The organism is uncultured Phascolarctobacterium sp., from assembly GCF_934190775.1.
In the GTDB taxonomy this organism is placed as follows: Bacteria; Bacillota; Negativicutes; order Acidaminococcales; family Acidaminococcaceae; genus Phascolarctobacterium_A.
This window is the reverse complement of the sequence record NZ_CAKPTG010000007.1, coordinates 50304-67198: the sequence shown is the minus strand read 5'-3', so window position 1 is coordinate 67198 and position 16895 is coordinate 50304. Positions and strand designations below refer to the sequence as shown.

Annotated in this window: 18 protein-coding genes; 16 read left to right on the top strand and 2 right to left on the bottom strand. The window is 46.3% G+C overall.

All coding sequences use genetic code 11. The annotated features are described in order from the left end of the window. Positions 1-21: 21 nt before the first annotated feature. From Q0G26_RS05515 to atpC, 12 genes are all read left to right on the top strand, one after another. On the top strand, positions 22-918 hold the full coding sequence (locus Q0G26_RS05515; RefSeq protein ID WP_293829092.1) for a YitT family protein: 897 nt from the start codon (positions 22-24) through the stop codon (positions 916-918). A gap of 422 nt (positions 919-1340) precedes the next feature. Then, positions 1341-2360 carry an MraY family glycosyltransferase gene (locus Q0G26_RS05510; protein WP_293829091.1) on the top strand — a complete coding sequence of 340 codons (1020 nt, stop codon included), beginning with the start codon at positions 1341-1343 and terminating at the stop codon, positions 2358-2360. Positions 2361-2375: 15 nt separating this feature from the next. After that, positions 2376-3536, top strand: coding sequence for a UDP-N-acetylglucosamine 2-epimerase (non-hydrolyzing) (gene wecB / locus Q0G26_RS05505; protein ID WP_337397191.1), 1161 nt, complete (start codon positions 2376-2378; stop codon positions 3534-3536). Between the two features lie 76 nt (positions 3537-3612). Further along, positions 3613-3879, top strand: coding sequence for a hypothetical protein (locus Q0G26_RS05500; RefSeq protein WP_210685052.1), 267 nt, complete (start codon positions 3613-3615; stop codon positions 3877-3879). Then, complete coding sequence (locus Q0G26_RS05495) at positions 3869-4276, top strand: hypothetical protein (protein ID WP_293829090.1); 408 nt, start codon at positions 3869-3871, stop codon at positions 4274-4276. Before Q0G26_RS05500 ends, Q0G26_RS05495 begins: the two co-directional genes overlap by 11 nt. An 18-nt stretch (positions 4277-4294) precedes the next feature. Then, entirely contained in the window at positions 4295-5011 is a 717-nt protein-coding gene (gene atpB, locus Q0G26_RS05490; protein ID WP_021719237.1) for a F0F1 ATP synthase subunit A, read from the top strand. A gap of 42 nt (positions 5012-5053) precedes the next feature. Then, on the top strand, positions 5054-5317 hold the full coding sequence (atpE, locus tag Q0G26_RS05485; RefSeq protein ID WP_363186368.1) for a F0F1 ATP synthase subunit C: 264 nt from the start codon (positions 5054-5056) through the stop codon (positions 5315-5317). Between the two features lie 40 nt (positions 5318-5357). Then, positions 5358-5837 carry a F0F1 ATP synthase subunit B gene (atpF, locus tag Q0G26_RS05480; protein ID WP_021719235.1) on the top strand — a complete coding sequence of 160 codons (480 nt, stop codon included), beginning with the start codon at positions 5358-5360 and terminating at the stop codon, positions 5835-5837. 90 nt (positions 5838-5927) lie between these two features. After that, positions 5928-7751, top strand: a complete 1824-nt coding sequence (atpA, locus tag Q0G26_RS05475; RefSeq protein WP_293390598.1) for a F0F1 ATP synthase subunit alpha — start codon at positions 5928-5930, stop codon at positions 7749-7751. Positions 7752-7758: 7 nt separating this feature from the next. After that, positions 7759-8643 carry an ATP synthase F1 subunit gamma gene (atpG, locus tag Q0G26_RS05470; protein ID WP_293693946.1) on the top strand — a complete coding sequence of 295 codons (885 nt, stop codon included), beginning with the start codon at positions 7759-7761 and terminating at the stop codon, positions 8641-8643. A 28-nt stretch (positions 8644-8671) separates the two neighbouring features. Further along, complete coding sequence (gene atpD / locus Q0G26_RS05465) at positions 8672-10084, top strand: F0F1 ATP synthase subunit beta (protein WP_021719232.1); 1413 nt, start codon at positions 8672-8674, stop codon at positions 10082-10084. Between the two features lie 3 nt (positions 10085-10087). Beyond that, positions 10088-10498, top strand: a complete 411-nt coding sequence (atpC, locus tag Q0G26_RS05460; RefSeq protein WP_021719231.1) for an ATP synthase F1 subunit epsilon — start codon at positions 10088-10090, stop codon at positions 10496-10498. A gap of 153 nt (positions 10499-10651) precedes the next feature. On the opposite strand, the gene Q0G26_RS05455 is transcribed toward atpC, so the two are convergent. Beyond that, positions 10652-11698, bottom strand: a complete 1047-nt coding sequence (locus Q0G26_RS05455; RefSeq protein WP_293829089.1) for an AAA family ATPase — start codon at positions 11696-11698, stop codon at positions 10652-10654. Positions 11699-11888: 190 nt separating this feature from the next. Between Q0G26_RS05455 and Q0G26_RS05450 the strand changes: the two genes are divergently transcribed. The 3 genes from Q0G26_RS05450 to Q0G26_RS05440 all read left to right on the top strand — a co-directional run bounded on the left by Q0G26_RS05450 (position 11889) and on the right by Q0G26_RS05440 (position 14845). Beyond that, a complete protein-coding gene (locus tag Q0G26_RS05450; RefSeq protein WP_293829088.1) occupies positions 11889-12593 on the top strand; it encodes a helix-turn-helix domain-containing protein in 705 nt (234 codons plus the stop codon). Positions 12594-12752: 159 nt separating this feature from the next. Continuing rightward, positions 12753-14159, top strand: a complete 1407-nt coding sequence (locus Q0G26_RS05445; protein WP_293829087.1) for an aminopeptidase — start codon at positions 12753-12755, stop codon at positions 14157-14159. Beyond that, on the top strand, positions 14156-14845 hold the full coding sequence (locus Q0G26_RS05440; protein ID WP_293829086.1) for a hypothetical protein: 690 nt from the start codon (positions 14156-14158) through the stop codon (positions 14843-14845). The genes Q0G26_RS05445 and Q0G26_RS05440 overlap by 4 nt, the downstream gene beginning before the upstream one ends. Before the next feature lie 93 nt (positions 14846-14938). On the opposite strand, the gene Q0G26_RS05435 is transcribed toward Q0G26_RS05440, so the two are convergent. Next, positions 14939-16255, bottom strand: a complete 1317-nt coding sequence (locus tag Q0G26_RS05435) for an ATP-binding protein (RefSeq protein ID WP_293829085.1) — start codon at positions 16253-16255, stop codon at positions 14939-14941. 313 nt (positions 16256-16568) lie between these two features. Here Q0G26_RS05435 and Q0G26_RS05430 point away from each other — a divergent pair, with 313 nt between their 5' ends. Then, positions 16569-16754 carry a hypothetical protein gene (locus Q0G26_RS05430; protein ID WP_293829084.1) on the top strand — a complete coding sequence of 62 codons (186 nt, stop codon included), beginning with the start codon at positions 16569-16571 and terminating at the stop codon, positions 16752-16754. Positions 16755-16895: the final 141 nt, after the last annotated feature.

The following is a 16895-nucleotide window of genomic DNA, read 5'->3' as shown; positions in this document are numbered from 1 at the left end:
TTGCTTGCAAAGGAGAATTTTATGAATCCCGCTTTGAAGAAAAAAATTTACCATTATGCTATGGTGACCTTGGCCTGTGCGATTATGGGCGTTGCCATGAATACCTTTTACATGCCTAACAAGATGCTCAGCGGCGGCATCGGCGGCGTGGCTGTGCTGGCCTATTATGTTGCAGGCTTGCCGATGGGTGCTACCAGCTTAATCTGCAACGTGCCGCTGTTCTTTCTGGCCTATAAGTACATGGACCGGGAATATACTATCAGCGCGTTGTATGGTATTATTGCTTTTTCTGTATCCCTGGATTTCTTTCATTTTCTTTCCACCTATACTGTAGTGCATGATAAGCTGCTGGCCTGCATTGCCGGCGGTGTGCTTTACGGCATCGGTGCTGCGTGCATGTACCGTGTGGGCGGCTCCAGCGGCGGTACGGATATTATCGGCGCTATTATCCAGAAGAATTATTCTATCTCCATCAGCACTACAGGCTTTGCCTTTAATATCTGCCTGCTGCTGGCCAGCGTTTCCTTATTCGGTATTGAGCCGGTGCTGTATACCTTGCTTACCTTTTTTGTGATGACCAAAACCTGTAATGCGTTTACAACAGGCTTTGATTATAAAAAGAAGGTTATCATCATCAGCGAGCATCACGAGGAGATTGCCGAGGCGATTATCAAAATCGTCGGTCGTGGTGTTACCTATATCAGCGGCGAGGGCTGCTTTACGCATCGTCATCGCGAGCTGGTTTTTGTAGTTATCAAGCTGACGCAGCTGGCGAAGGTGCGCTCCATTGTGCGCGAGATTGACCCTGGTGCCTTTATGATTATCAGTGACGTCAACGACGTCTTCGGCCGTGGCTTTACGCTTAAGCCTTCCGGACCGAATTTCCCCCGACCTAAGTTCCCGGAAAAAGAAGAATAAAGCTTGCAATTTCTTCCCCCTGCCTGCTTGTGGGCAGGGGAATTTTCTTTCTATAAATAATCACCTGCCTCTTCGAGGTAAATACAATAAGAAGAAAAGTTATCAATTTAATATGCACAGATTGAAAAAACATCTATAAATTAGTATGGATTACAAGCTGAAGGCATGAAATTTTCGACAGCCAATGCGCGTATAACGAGGCAATATATAAGTTATGCCAAAAGGATATATTCCCTTAATGATATTATGGTATAATAAATGGGAATAATTCGGGTTGTTTTTATGGAAAAAAATAGCTACTTCCAGCATTTTTGTAATAAAAGTAATTGACGCAAGTGTCAAAAATGTTATACTATATAAGGAATGAGTAGTTTAGTGTTTTTCGTGTGCAAGGATTCAGATTCCGGTGGAGAAAGAAATAAATGTTAAGTGCTTATGGTTTTCCCTTTTTGCTTGCCGCTCTGGTGAGCTATATATTGACCCCTTATATTAAAACGTTAGCCTTTAAAATCGGCGCCATTGACAAGCCCGATAACCGCAAGGTGCATAAGAAGATTATGCCGCGTCTTGGCGGTCTGGCTATTTATATTGCTTTTATGATTGCCGCAGTGGCAAGCTTGGAGATGACAAAGGATATTGTCGGTATTCTGCTTGGCGGCAGCGTGATTGCCATCGTAGGTGTACTAGATGACAAATATCAGCTGCCCGCGAAGGTCAAGCTGCTGGGGCAAATTTTTGCTGCCTGCATTCTTGTTGCCTTCGACATCCGTATCGAATGGGTAAACAACCCCTTTGGCGGCTATTTTTATCTAAATGAATGGTTTATTTCCGTACCGCTGACTATTTTCTGGGTTATCAGCTTTACGAACGTAGTCAATCTGATTGATGGTCTGGACGGTCTGGCAGCAGGCGTATCTGCGATTGCTTCCATGACGGTCATTCTGGTTGCGGTTCAGATGGGTTATTACCATATAGCTGTAATGACTGCGGCTCTGGCCGGCGGCATTATCGGTTTTATCCGCTATAATTTTAATCCCGCTACTATTTTCATGGGCGATACAGGCAGCATGTTTATCGGCTATATGCTGGCAGCTATTTCTGTTTACGGTGCTGTCAAGACTGCTGCTACCGTAGCGCTGATTGTACCGGCGATTGCACTGGGCCTGCCGATTATGGATACAGCCTTTGCGATTATGCGCCGCTACAGCAACGGCCGCCCTATTTTCCAGCCCGATAAGGGCCATTTGCATCACCGCCTGCTGGCGATGGGCATGAACCAGAAGCAGGCAGTTCTGCTGATGTATGCTATTACAGCCGTGCTCGGTATCGCAGCGGTGCTGTGGGCAGAGTTCGACGGCTTCTACGCCGCACTTATTATAGCGGTTATTATTACGGCAGTTGCCGTTGGTGCTAAGAAAATCGGTATTCTGAACGACAGATAAGGGGGAGGAAGAACCGTGGAGAAGATAAAGTTAATGACAGTTTTCGGCACTCGTCCGGAAGCCATCAAAATGTGCCCGCTGGTGCTGGCAATGCGTAAATATCCCGAATATATCCAGCCGATTGTGGCAGTTACCGCACAGCATCGCGAGATGCTTGATCAGGTACTGGATTTGTTTGGCATTACGCCTGATTATGATTTGAACATTATGTCGGCAGGTCAAACCCTGTATGATGTTACTACCCGCGCGCTGATGGGCCTGAAATCCGTAATGGAGGAAGCAAAGCCCGATATGGTGCTGGTGCATGGTGACACCTCGACTACCTTTGCCGGTGCTCTGGCTGCCTTTTATGCGCAGATTCCCGTAGGCCATGTGGAAGCAGGCCTGCGTACCGGTAATAAATATTCTCCTTACCCGGAGGAAATGAACCGCAAGCTGACCGGTGCGATTGCCGATATGCACTTTGCGCCGACCTCTACCAGCAAGGCGAACCTGCTGAAGGAAAACATCTGCCCCGAGCAGATTCTGGTAACAGGCAACACTGTTATCGATGCTCTGCAGACTACGGTGAAGGAAGGCTACCGCTTTGAGGACGAGGAGTTCAATAAAGTGTTTGCCAGCGGTCATCGCCTGATTCTGATGACTACCCACCGCCGTGAAAACCTGGGTGAGCCTATGCGTCATGTTTACCGCGCTTTGAAGAGCGTGCTGGAAGCGCATCCCGATGTGGAAGCAATCTTCCCGGTACACAAAAACCCCAAGGTGCGTGAAATCGTGCGCGAGGAGCTGGGACATCTTGACAGAGTGCATCTGATTGAGCCTATGGAATATGAACCGTTTGCCAATTTGATGGCTAAGGTTGATATCGTGCTCACAGACAGCGGCGGAATTCAGGAGGAGGCTCCTGCCTTAGGCAAGCCGGTTCTGGTGCTGCGTGATACCACCGAGCGTCCGGAGGCTGTTGAGGCCGGTACGGTTAAGCTCGTAGGCACCGCTTATGATGATGTGCTGCGCGAAACCAATCTGCTTTTAGATGATGCCGAGCATTATCGCTCCATGGCGGAGGCTGCTAATCCTTACGGTGACGGCAAGGCCTGCGAGCGTATTATCCATGCTATTTTAAGAAAAAATGGCTTTGATGTAGAAAATTTGCCGGAATTTGCGTCTAAGGCGTAGACAGAAACTGTGAAAAATATTAAAATTAAAAGAGCAAATATGATTTATTTGTGAATTAGTGCTGTGGTGAGAAATCATGACGAACAAAACACCCGATAAGGAGCATATGCGGATGCTGGAAGCTTTGGCTACTGTGTCCTCTCTGGCGTTTATGGCCGTGATTGATTTCCTGCTGGCGTACTTCGGCGGCGACTGGCTCGACCGTCATCTGGAAACCGGCGACCATACGATGCGGGGCATCTGCATCGGTCTGGCAATAGTTTCACTTGTTATGACCTACTATAATCTGATTCAGAGGAGCGTCCTTTCACGGGACACCGAACACAAGAAGGATGAAAAGTAACTTTGATTTGACGCCCATAGCGAAAAACGGTGCTAACGCTTTCGTTGCGCGCATCTGTATGTGTGCGCTGCTCGTAGCGGTGCCGCTCTGGTTATGGCAGCGCAGTGCCTTTGCCCACGGCGTGCTTTGCGGCGTGCTGGCCGGCACGATAGATTTGTCCATTCTGTTTTTAGGCATCAAAAAATCTCTGCCTTATGTGGAGGTGCCCAAGCAGGGACTAAAAATCATGAAGCGTTTCCGTTGGGCCCGTCTGGCCGCTGCGGCTGCGTTTATTATTACGATGTTAAGGATGAAGCTTGCTGTGCATGGCGCATTTGGCGGGTTTCTTCTGATACATATATTCTTTATTTTAAATCTATTATTTATCGCGTACCAACATCAAAATGAGAGGGCGTGAAGAAAGGAGTGTGTAAAAATGGGAAATGCAGCAGCTGAAGGTGCAGAAAAATCCGGAGAGATTATCCATTACCTTACCCAATCTACCTTTTTAGGTGAAGTCAACATGCAAACCATGTACATGACCTGGGTAACCATGGCAATCGTCTTCGTACTGTTCCTTCTGGTTTGTAAGAACCCGAAAATGGTTCCTTCCGGACTGCAGAATGCAATGGAAATCATTCTTGATTTCTTAAATGGTCTGATGGAAGACAACCTGGGATCCAAAGGCCGTAAATTTATGGCACCGTTCATCGTTACCTTGTTTATGTTTATCCTGGTAGCAAACGAACTGGGCATTTTGCTTCCGCAGATTGGCGTTCACTGGACTTCACCTACCAATGACATTAATACCTGCTTTGCGCTTTCTTTGCTAATTGCGTTTAGCGCGTACTGCGTTGGTGTGGCGAAACAAGGTATCGGCCACTTTAAACATTTCATCAGCCCGAGTCCGGCATTCCTGCCGTTGCATCTTTTGGATGCAGTGACTAAACCGCTGACCATGGCTCTTCGTCTCTTTGGTAACATCCTGGCAGGCGAAATCCTGTTGATCGTACTGTATCAGCTGGCTCCGTGGGTAGTTCCTGAACTGTGGGTAATGTTCTCCCTGTTCATTGGCTTCGTTCAGGCTTTTATCTTTACCATTTTGTCTTTGGGCAGCTATGCACTGGCATTTGCTAGCCACGACGAACACTAAGCTTTTTAAGCAAAAAAAATTTAAAATCACAATTTCGAAAGGATGAAACAAATGTCTGAAAATGCAATCATTACTGCTGCATCTGTAATCGGTGCAGGCCTTGTTTGCTTGGGTGCTGCTGCTGGCGCTGGTATCGGTAACGGCAACATGTGCGGCAAATCTATTGAATCCATGGCTCGTCAACCGGAAGAAGCTGGTAAAATCTTTACCAACATGCTGGTTTGCGTAGGCTTGATCGAATCCATGCCTATTCTGTGCTATGTAATCGCTATCGTTCTGGTATTCGCTAACCCGTTCATTAAATAATTTAATTTTGCAAGATATTACAAAAAGGAGCGTGCTATAATTGGTTAACTTCAATGCAACACTTATCGCGCAGATCCTGAACTTTTTGGTTTTAGTTTTCGTTCTTGCAAAATTCGCTTACAAACCCGTATGCAACATTATGGAAGAGCGTAAGAACAAAATTGCAAGCGATCTGGAAGCTGCAGAAAAGGCTAAGACTGACGCAGAAGCAGTTAAAGCTGAATACGCTGCAAAGCTGGCTGAAGCTAAACAAGAAGCTCAAGCTATTGTTGATGCTGCCCGCAAAACTGCTCAGGCTGCTCATGACAAGATCATGGCAGACACCAAAGCTGAACAAGATCAGGTTATTGCAACTGCTAAAGAAGCAATCGCACTGGAACAGAAGAAAGCTATGGACGAAGTTCGTGCACAAGTTATCAACCTGTCCATGATTGCTGCTAGCAAGATCGTAGAACAAAAGTTAGGTTCTGAAGAAGACAAAAAAATGGCTAGCAAAATCGTTGATTCTATCATGAAATAATTTTGCTGCTTTCCCTATTAAGCCGGAAGTATGCCGCTGAAATGCGAAACAGCAGGCAAAACCCCGGTATTCGGAGGTGATTGGTACAATATGAAGACAGAAGAAAATATTGCTTTAATTAAGCAACAATTGTCCGACTTCAAAATCGATCTGGGCTCCATTAAAGAGCTGTTAGATGTAAACGTTACTACCGCCAAGAAATTGTCGGCTGACGAGTATCAATCCATTTCTGTAATCCTGACCGAGAAACTGGGCCGTGAGATTTTCCTGAACAAGAAAGTTGACCCGTCCATCCTCGGCGGCATCATCGTACAAGTTGGCGATAAGGTATTCGACGCTTCCGCACTGCGCAAGCTGAAGAAAATGGAAGTTGCTCTGAACGGCATCGACGTTCACGAGTACACCAAACCGGAAGCCCTGGGTGATGCTCTCAGCAACAAGCTGGAGAATTACAATGTGGATGCTGATCTGGAAGAAGTTGGTATCGTAGAAAAAATCGGTGACGGCATCGCAACCGTTATCGGTATGAAAAACGCTATGGCTGGCGAATTAGTTGAACTGCCCCACAACGTATCCGGCATGGTTCTGAACCTGAACCCGGACAGCGTTGGTATCGTACTGATGGGCGGCGAGACCAAAATTAAAGAAGGCGACGTAGTTCGCCGTACCGGCCGCATCATGGAGGTTCCTGTTGGTGAAAACCTGCTGGGCCGTGTAGTTAGCGCTATCGGTGACCCGATTGACGGCAAAGGCGAAATCGCTGCTGCAGCTCGTCGTCCGGTTGAATCTCCTGCACATGGTATCGCAGATCGTAAATCCGTTGATACCCCGCTGCAAACCGGTATTAAATGTATCGACGCACTTGTTCCTATCGGACGTGGTCAGCGCGAACTTATCATCGGCGACCGTGGTACCGGTAAGACTGCAGTTGCAATCGACACCATCATCAACCAAAAAGGCCTGGGCGTTATCTGCATTTATGTAGCTATCGGCCAAAAGGCTTCTAACATTGCCCGTATTGTTCGTACTCTGGAACAACACGGCGCTATGGAATACACCATCATCGTTGCTGCTACTGCTGCTGACTCCGCTCCGCTGCAATACCTGGCTCCGTACGCTGGCGTAACCATGGCTGAATACTTCATGGATCAGGGCAAAGACGTTCTGTGCGTATACGACGACCTGTCTAAACACGCTGTTGCATACCGTGCAATGTCCCTGCTGCTCCGTCGTCCTCCAGGACGTGAAGCATACCCTGGCGACGTATTCTATTTGCATTCCCGTCTGCTGGAACGCGCTGCTAAGCTGAACGATGAACTGAAGGGCGGTTCCATCACCGCACTGCCGATCATCGAAACCCTGGCAGGTGACGTAGGCGGCTTCATTCCGACCAACGTAATTTCTATTACCGACGGTCAGATCTTCCTTGAATCCGAGCTGTTCTACTCCGGTATCCGTCCGGCTATCAACTCCGGTCTGTCTGTATCCCGTGTAGGTGGTGCTGCTCAGATCAAAGCTATGAAGCAGGTTGCAGGTACCTTACGTCTGGATCTGGCTCAGTTCCGCGAGCTGGCAGCATTTGCTCAGTTTGCTTCTGACCTCGATAAAGCTACCAAAGCACAGCTGGACCGTGGTCAACGTCTGACCGAGGTTCTGAAACAAGGCCAATACAGCCCGCTGTCTGTTGAAAAACAGGTTATGGCTATTTACCTTGGCACCAAAGGCTATCTGGATGACGTAGCAGTTAAAGATGTAACCCGCTGCGAAAAAGAATTCCTGGACTTCATGGAAGCTAACCATCCGGAAGTTGGCGGAGACATCATCAAAACCAAGAAAATCACTGATGAGAACGAAGAAGCTCTGAAGAAAGCTATCGCCGAGTTCAAGGATACCTTTGTTAGTGAAGGTAGGTGATTAACTAATGGCTACTGCACGCGAGATTCATCGCCACATGAAAAGCGTAGGTAACATTGGCAAGATCACGAAGGCTATGAAAATGGTTGCTGCTGCCCGCCTCAGAAGAGCGCAGGAAAAAGCTGCTGCAAGCCGTCCGTATGCCATCAAGATCAAAGAAGTGTTATCCAGCGTTGTGAGCGATCCGAGCATCCTTGCAGGCTTAAGTGCCAAAAAACACCCGCTGCTTCAACATCGTGATGTTAAAAAAGTTGGTTATCTGGTGCTCGCCTCTGATAAAGGTCTGGCAGGCGCATATAGTTCCAACGCTTTGAAAAAAGCAGTTGCTGAGATCTCTGAATGTGAGCATGACGTAGTCATTATCACCAGCGGCCGTAAGGCCAGGGATTTCTTCCAACGCCGCGGCTATAAAGTGCTGAGCAGCCACTTCGGCTACTCCGACAGACCGTCTTACGCAAATGCAGTAGAAATTGCTCAGGATGCAATCAAACAATTTGCTGATGAGCATTTCGACGAGCTGCATATTGTGTTTACACTTTTCAAAACCGCTTTGTCCCAAATTCCTACCAGCGATAAGATTCTGCCGGTAGAGCCTCCTGTAAAGGAGAAAGGCAAAGCTAGCGCAAGCTTTATTTTCGAGCCTGATGAAGACGAAACTCTGCAGGTACTTGCACCTAAGTATCTGGAAACTGTAGTTTACGCTGCACTGGTACAATCTGCTGCCAGTGAGTTGGGTTCTCGTATGACTGCTATGAGCTCTGCTACCGATAACGCAGGCAAGCTGGTACAAAACCTTGAGCTGTCCTATAACAAGGCACGTCAGGCATCCATTACCCGCGAGCTGAACGAAATCGTTGGCGGCGTAGAAGCTCTGAAACAGGCACAAAACTAATTAGATATTTCGTAGGGAGGCTAAAACCTTGAATACAGGTAGAATCGTACAAGTTGTAGGCCCTGTTATCGACGTAGAGTTTCCTCCTAAAAGCATGCCTGCTATCCTCAACGCACTGCACATTGACGGCACCACCGATGAGGGTAAAGTAAAAATCCACCTGACCGCAGAAGTTATGCAACACATCGGCAATAACATTGTCCGCGCTGTTGCTATGAGCTCCACCGACGGTCTGGTTCGTGGCATGGAAGTTGTTGATACCGGCGCTCCTATCAGCGTTCCGGTAGGTCCTGGTGTACTGGGCCGTATCTTCAACGTTTTAGGTGAAACTGTAGACCATGATGACACTCCGGTTGAAGCAGCTGATCACTGGCCTATTCATAGACCGGCTCCGAGCTTTGACCAACAGGCTACAGCTACTAAAATTTTGGAAACCGGCATTAAAGTCGTTGACCTTATCGCTCCGTATGCAATGGGCGGTAAAATCGGTCTGTTCGGCGGTGCTGGCGTAGGTAAAACCGTTATTATTATGGAGCTTATCCATAACATTGCTACTGCACACGGCGGCTATTCCGTATTCGCAGGCGTTGGCGAACGTACTCGTGAAGGCAACGACCTGTGGGGCGAAATGAAAGAGTCTGGCGTTATCAACAAGACTGCTCTTGTATACGGCCAGATGAACGAGCCTCCTGGAGCACGTATGCGTGTTGGTCTGACCGGCCTGACCATGGCAGAATACTTCCGTGATGTTGGCGGCCAGGACGTACTGCTCTTTATCGATAACATTTTCCGTTTCATTCAGGCTGGTTCCGAAGTATCCGCATTGCTCGGCCGTATGCCTTCCGCAGTAGGTTACCAACCTACCCTGGCAAACGATATCGGCGCACTGCAAGAGCGTATTACCTCCACCAAGACCGGTTCTATCACATCCGTACAGGCTGTATATGTACCTGCGGATGACTTGACTGACCCGGCTCCGGCAGGCACCTTCGCTCATTTGGATGCAACCACCGTATTGTCTCGTCAAATCGCAGAGCTTGGTATTTATCCGGCAGTTGACCCGCTCGACTCCACCAGCCGTATCCTCGATCCGCTGGTAATCGGCGAAGAGCATTATCACGTTGCTCGTGGCGTACAGGCTATCCTGCAACGTTACAAAGAATTGCAAGATATCATCGCAATTCTGGGTATGGAAGAATTGAGCGAGGAAGACAAAGTTACTGTTGCTCGTGCTCGTAAGATTCAGAAGTTCCTCAGCCAGGCATTCTTCGTTGCTGAACAGTTCACCGGTACCCCCGGTCAATATGTTCCTCTGAAGGAAACCATCCGCGGCTTCAAAGAAATCCTCGAAGGCAAGCATGATGACCTGCCGGAAGGCGCTTTCTACATGGTTGGTACCATTGATGACGCTGTTGCCAAGGCTGCAACTATGAAGGATTAATAGATGGCTACTCCGTTTTCTTTTGAAATTGTCACGCCGGATAAGATGCTGTTCACTTCTGAAGAAGTAACTTATGTGGGTTTCCGTGCTTTGTCCGGTAATCTGGGCCTCAAAGCTAGACATATGCCTATCATTGCGACCATGGATATTGCGCCGATGAAGCTGGAGTTCACTGACGGCAGCGTTAAAGAATTTGCTGTTTGCGGCGGCTTTCTGGAAATGAAAGACAATAAATGCACCGTTCTGGCAACTATTGCCGAAGCTGATGCAGATATTGATACCGCTCGTGCAACTGCAGCTAAAGAACGTGCAGAGCAACGTCTTGCTTCCAAGAGCGAAGACATTGACACTGTTCGTGCCGAAAACGCGCTGAAGAGAGCTGTTGCCCGCTTGCGTACTACTCACAAGCTGTAATAAGCATTGCGACAATGCCAAAAAAATACCCCCGTCCGTCAGGGCGGGGGTTTTTGTATTGCGCTGCAAGCGCAAGTGCAAGCATAGCTTTTCTGGTGCTTATGCTAAAATTTGCCTACGGTATCCATAAAAGCGTCACAGCGTCACCAAGCGTCACGCAGTTTTGGCTTCCAGCTTTTGCAAGGTAATATCAGAGCCTTTATTAACACGTTTATGATGGTAATAAATTCCATAGTCTTGATAAAGCCTGTCAACTTTGACATTAAGCTTACGGGAAAGAATGTGGGGCTTCATATCATCAGTACTTATATTAAGGTCCTGCAGCATCTGCGTTGCACTTCCATGCCAAATTTTATTCTCGTCGCTGACTAAAGCGGCAACCTGTTCCAGCAGCATATCCTTCGGTTCCTCCCACAATTGCTGGCAGGAGCGGATAAATTTCCAGGTACAGTTTTCAGGCATAAATTCGATAATAATTTCCTGGTCCGGCAGCTCGCGGCCGACAATGTTTAATTGCGCACGCTTGTCAGTACGTTTTTCCTTTTGCAGGATCATTGCTCCGTCAGCGGCACCTAAGAGACCGGTTGTGCCGGAAATCTTATCAAATTTATCCTCTGCCTCCATTTTTCTGGTATGATGAACGACAACGATGCAAATATTATAGCGCGCTGCTATTTCCTTAAGAATGTTGATGATGTGGTAATCAGAAGCATAACTGTAGGAGGAACTGGTAAATTCACGAATCTTTTGCAGCGTATCAATAATTACCAGCTTAGTAGCAGGCTTGCTTTGCAAAAATTCCGTCAATTGTTCCTGCAGTCCCTGGTTTAAGCTGTCAGCCTGGGTAGCTAAATATAAATTGGCGTTGCCCTCTACGCCGAACATCCGCGAAAAGCGTTTTTGCAGACGTGCTAAATCATCCTCCAAGGAAAGGTAAAGTACGGAAGCAGGTGTTACCTTATGGTCAAAAAATTGCAAACCTGCGGCAACATGGTAAGCAAGCTGAGCCATAAGAAAGGATTTACCTGTTTTTGGTGGTCCTGCCAAAATATAGACACCGCTGTAGAGAAAATTATCGATTAAGGCTGTGGCAGGTGTGTAGGCGGTGTCGTACAGCTCTGGCAGGGTAACTGTTTGCAGGGAAGAGCTGGCCGCTAAGGGTTGACTGTTGTTGGGATAGAAGACTTTGTCTTTGATCATGATAACATACTCCTTTTGCTTAATGAATGTGATTGGCTTAATACTAAATGCTTAGTAACTAGATTAATCATACTAAACTATCAAGATAAAGTCAAGAGTTAAAAAAGAAAAATTCTAAACTTACTTGTTTATTTAGAGAAACGTGCTATACTATACTTAACAAAAACATTAAGGAAAAGGAGCTTGCCAGATGATAATAAGAAATAATATAGGTGAACGCATTGCTTTCTTTCGTCGCTTAAACAACTACACTCAAAAGTATTTAGGTAGATTATTGGGCTTCAGTGATAAAACCTGTGATGTACGTGTTGCCCAATACGAATCAGGTGACAGGATACCTAAATATGATATGCTGGAAAAAATAGCAAGTTTGTTTAATATTAGCCCTGAAGCTTTAGATATACCGAATATTAACTATTGGGCAAGAAGAATGCATATTTTCTTTGCTATGGAGGATAAATACGGCTCAGAAATAAAAAAGATAGACGGTGAGTATTACCTGCGGATTGAAAAGACTTATCCCGATGAACATTGTATAACCGGCGTCAGAAATGCTGTTTTACAGGAATGGGTTGACATGTATACCGCCTTACAGGAAGGCAAAATCACCAAATCCGAATATGATTATTGGCGTTATAACTATCCGCAGCAAGGACATTACAATTATATTACCTTTAGGCGTGATTATATAGAAGAGGTTGATTCCTATCCTGAAAAGTATCAGGCGCTGCTTGATTTTAAGGAAGAGGTGCAGGAAGCTACCGCAGAAAATAAAGCAGTAGATGATAAGACTATCCAGGATTTAGAGGCACGTTATCAGGAAGCGGAAAGGCTTATCAGCCAGGAGCTGGCAGAGCTGCGCCGGGCGATTGATAATGCCAAGCGCAAAAGGTGACGCTTGGTGACGCTGTGACGGTATATCAAGGAGTAGGGAGAAAAAGAGACTAAATTGTATACATCTCCCTAACTCTCCCCAAAAGCTGCTATTTGTGGTATTATTTACATAGTGCTGTTTGGCACTGCTTACTAAAGCTTATACAAGGAGTGATAGATTTTGACAACTGCAAAGGAATTGCAAAAGAATTTAACCTGGGAATTCCCCCATATCGCTAAGGAAAATACTGCTGCGAAGGAAGCAGCATTCGCTTACTGCGAAGGCTACAAGGAATTTTTGGATACAGCCAAGACGGAGCGCGAATTTACTGCGAAGGCTGTAGAAAAGCTGGCTGCTGCAGGCTACGTTCCCTTTGAAGAGGGCAAGGAGTACAAACCCGGCGACAAGGTTTATTTCGTAAACCGCGGCAAATCTCTGGCTATGTCCACCTTCGGTACTGCGCCGCTGGAGGCAGGTGTGCGCCTGAACGCTGCGCATATCGATTCTCCGCGTCTGGATTTAAAACCGAATCCGGTATACGAAAACCATGAGATGGCATATTTCAAAACGCATTATTACGGCGGTATCCGCAAATACCAATGGGTGACTGTGCCGCTGGCTATGCATGGCGTTATCATCAAAAAGAACGGCGAGCTGGTGAAGGTCTGCGTGGGCGAAAATGCCGGCGACCCTGTATTCTGCGTAACCGATTTGCTGCCGCATCTTGGCGCTAAGCAGAATGAGCGCAAGCTGGGCGAAGGCATTAAGGGCGAGGAGCTGAACATTGTTATCGGCAGCCTGCCTTTTGTTGACGAAAGCGAAGAAGAAGACGTTAAGGATGCTGTAAAGCTGAATGCGCTGGCACTGCTCAACGAAATGTATGGCATTACCGAGCATGATTTTATGCGTGCAGAAATTGAATTTGTGCCTGCAACCAAGGCGCAGGACGTGGGCCTGGACCGCAGCCTGATCGGTGCCTACGGTCAGGATGACAAGGTTTGCGCTTATACCGCGCTGACTGCGGAAATTGATACCAAAGCACCGTACTACACCACTGTTACGGTTTTGGCAGATAAAGAGGAAATCGGTTCCTACGGCAACACCGGCCTGAATTCCGATTTCGTGCTGCACTATCTGGAGGACTTGGCAGCAACTCAGGGTGCCAACATCCGCAAGCTGCTGCGTAATACTACTGCGCTTTCTTCCGATGTCAACGGTGCCTATGATCCGAGCTTTGCTTCCGTATACGAAGAACGCAACAGCTGCTTTGTCAACAAAGGACCTGTGCTGACCAAATATACCGGTGCGCGCGGCAAATCCGGCTCCAATGATGCCAGCGCTGAAACGATGGCCAAGGTTATCAGCATTATGGACGAGGCCGATGTTTTCTGGCAGATTGGCGAGCTGGGCGCTGTAGACGAAGGCGGCGGAGGTACCGTTGCTTTGTATGTTGCAGCTATGGATATGGATGTAGTTGACCTTGGTGTACCTATTCTGTGTATGCATTCTCCGTTCGAGCTGAGCTCTAAGCTGGATGTTTATTACACCTATAAAGCATTCGCTGCTTTCCTGGAGAGCAGCAAATGAATACCCTTAACGAGCTTTCACAGGCAGAGAAAAAGCAGCGTGTTTTAGTTTTATGCAATGAGAACGAAATTGCCGGCTTGCAGGCACAGGGGTTGCCTGTGAGCTGCGAGGACAGCCTGCTTTCAATGCAGCACCTGAAAATGGCACGCCTGGAGGCAGAGCGTCGCCATAAATTGCATGAAGGCTTACAGGTTTTTACGATTACGCCGGAGCCTGTGCAGGCGACGGAAGCAGAACGGGCGCTGATTTACGCCATGCTTGTACGCTGCCGTAAGGTTATCAGTTGCCGTGATAAGCTGGAGGATATGCTGAAATTTGACGACCGCGCAGGCTGGGCAGCTTATAAGCAGGAGTATGAAAATAAAGTGCTCGATGCGTATAAGGCTACGTGGCGTGACGCAGAAGTCTATCCTTATAATATTATTGATAACATCAAAGAGTACAATAAAAACGAAAGCTATATTTTAAAGCAGCTTTACTGGCATCTGGCAGAGCGCACACCGGGAAAGGTGAATGACGGCGATGCCCGCATGATTAACGAGCTGCGCAAAATGTTCCGCGATTTGAGCGTAAGCCTGCTGCAGGCAGATTTGGTTGTAGTTAGCGAGGGCTTGGAGGATGCAGAGCTTTTGGCTTTGGCAACCAAATTTATGTGGCACGGTGAGGCAAGAGTAGAGCGTTTGTGAGTGCAGGCAGGATTGCCCTAAAATATATAGCAGGTCATGTCGCAATAAAAAATCACCCGAAGTCGTAATGGCTTCGGGTGTTTGCATATATATTTATAAATAACTTCTGATATTCCAGAGCAGATAAAGCGGTAAGCTGACGGTTTTTGTATCGTCAGAATCGTTAATGCCGATGTTTTTGAGTGATAGCTTGAACCCTGTTTGTGGTTTATATTTTTTGCAAAATAAACCATAGCTTTTGGCCCGTGTATGTATTTCTGCTTTTGCTTCAACAGGTACGAGCTGGCTTTGGTATTCAAAAATAAAATCAAGCTCTGCCGTATTGCCTGAACGCCAAAAGTATGGGTGCAAATCGGTGTAAATGAGCTCGTTAAATACGAAGTTCTCAGTGAGAGCACCTTTAAAATTTTTGTAGTAAGGACTGTCGTACAAAACAGTATCCGCTGTTAATCCGCATCTTCGGCATAACAGACCAATATCTGCCATATAAACTTTAAAGTAGCTGGCATCAGCATTAAAGGCCAAGGGAAGCTCAGGAACACTGACTAAATCAAGCTTATTCACCAGTCCTGCATTTACCAACCATTCCAACGCATCTTCCAAATCCTTGGAACGCTTACCTTGTTTGACATGGGAAAAGAAAAATTTGTTATTTTCACGAGCCAGTTGAATAGGTACGGAATCCCAAATCCAGTTGATTTTTGGTACATCAACATTGGGTGCGTATTTAGAAAAATCACTGGCATAGTCTTCAAGCAGGTTGTCCTGTAAGGCTGCGACTGCCGAGAAATCGTGCGTTTCTATCCATCTTGCAACAACTTCAGGAAGACCACCAATCAGATAATAATGTTTGAGTTCTTTGGTGAGAGTTGTAGTATATAGTTCAGGTAATGGCTCATCTGGCTTATATTTCAGTAAACCGTCAAGAAGTGCCTTGTGACCATTGGCGATTAAAAACTCCTTGAAGCTCATGGGGTACATTTTTAAGCGATCAACTTTACCGACAGGAAAAGATATGTTGTTGCGCTTTAAAGCGACGCCTAACAATGAGCCTGCGCAGACGATATGCTGCTTAGGCAAAGTCTCAAAAAAATATTTTAATGAAATCAGAGCTTCCGGGCAAGCCTGAATTTCGTCAAAAATCAGGAGTGTTTTGCCGGGAATAATTTTTTTGTGATTTATAATACTCAGTTCATCTAAAATTCTTGTTGTATCAAAATCAGTTGCGAAAATTGAAGCCAGACGGCTGTTGCCTTCAAAATAGAAATAGGCCACATCGTCAAAATATTCTTCACCAAATTTTTTTAGCAGATAAGTTTTGCCGCATTGTCTGATACCTGTAACAAGTAATGGCTTACGATGTGGAGAATCTTTCCATTGTTTTAAGTTTTCTATGGCTTGTCTATACAAAATACTTACCTCCTATTCGTTTGCTTGTTGAGAATATTATATGGCTAAAAATAAAAACACGCAAGCATTTTTGCATTTTTCCTATGAAAAACGTACTCGCAAGCACAAAGTTCCTATGAAAAACGCAATTTTAGCTGCAAAGTTCCTAGGAAAAACGCAAACGAACGTCATCAGCCGGTTTTTGTGTTTTGTCACACATTTTTCCTTGCATATTAAACTTGCTTATAGTAGACTATAGTATGTAGAATTAGGCAAGGCCGCAAACTTCCAGATGAGAAGAATTTGATATATAAGTAAGGACGGTGACTGTAAGATGGCTGATATCGTAGAAAGTCTGGCAGGAAATAAAATGCTGATGCTGAAGCAGGATATAGCTTTTTTGCGTAAGCGTCTGTCAGAATGCACTGATGAGGATGCTAAAAAGGCTATCCGCCAGGAATTAATGGAGAAGGAAACCTATTATAATATTTTAGCAGACCGCCAGCGGGTGAATTTCTGAGCCGGAAGCAGTGCCGGCTTTTTCTTATAAGGCCGGGCGTGAGGCGCCTGTGGCAAAATTTTCCGGATTTTTATTAAGTCTTGAAAAGTGCCCGTGTTTGATGATAAAATATTTGTTACGGAAAAATTTTTCCGACTTCGC

Coding starts and splice junctions, on each gene's coding strand:
- Q0G26_RS05455 (WP_293829089.1), bottom strand. CDS start 11,698: ATGATCAAAGACAAAGTCTTCTATCCCAACAACAGTCAACCCTTAGCG.
- Q0G26_RS05430 (WP_293829084.1), top strand. CDS start 16,569: ATGGCTGATATCGTAGAAAGTCTGGCAGGAAATAAAATGCTGATGCTG.
- atpE (WP_363186368.1), top strand. CDS start 5,054: ATGAAACAAATGTCTGAAAATGCAATCATTACTGCTGCATCTGTAATC.
- Q0G26_RS05495 (WP_293829090.1), top strand. CDS start 3,869: ATGAAAAGTAACTTTGATTTGACGCCCATAGCGAAAAACGGTGCTAAC.
- Q0G26_RS05450 (WP_293829088.1), top strand. CDS start 11,889: ATGATAATAAGAAATAATATAGGTGAACGCATTGCTTTCTTTCGTCGC.
- atpA (WP_293390598.1), top strand. CDS start 5,928: ATGAAGACAGAAGAAAATATTGCTTTAATTAAGCAACAATTGTCCGAC.
- atpC (WP_021719231.1), top strand. CDS start 10,088: ATGGCTACTCCGTTTTCTTTTGAAATTGTCACGCCGGATAAGATGCTG.
- Q0G26_RS05510 (WP_293829091.1), top strand. CDS start 1,341: ATGTTAAGTGCTTATGGTTTTCCCTTTTTGCTTGCCGCTCTGGTGAGC.
- Q0G26_RS05440 (WP_293829086.1), top strand. CDS start 14,156: ATGAATACCCTTAACGAGCTTTCACAGGCAGAGAAAAAGCAGCGTGTT.
- atpG (WP_293693946.1), top strand. CDS start 7,759: ATGGCTACTGCACGCGAGATTCATCGCCACATGAAAAGCGTAGGTAAC.
- Q0G26_RS05500 (WP_210685052.1), top strand. CDS start 3,613: ATGACGAACAAAACACCCGATAAGGAGCATATGCGGATGCTGGAAGCT.
- atpB (WP_021719237.1), top strand. CDS start 4,295: ATGGGAAATGCAGCAGCTGAAGGTGCAGAAAAATCCGGAGAGATTATC.
- Q0G26_RS05515 (WP_293829092.1), top strand. CDS start 22: ATGAATCCCGCTTTGAAGAAAAAAATTTACCATTATGCTATGGTGACC.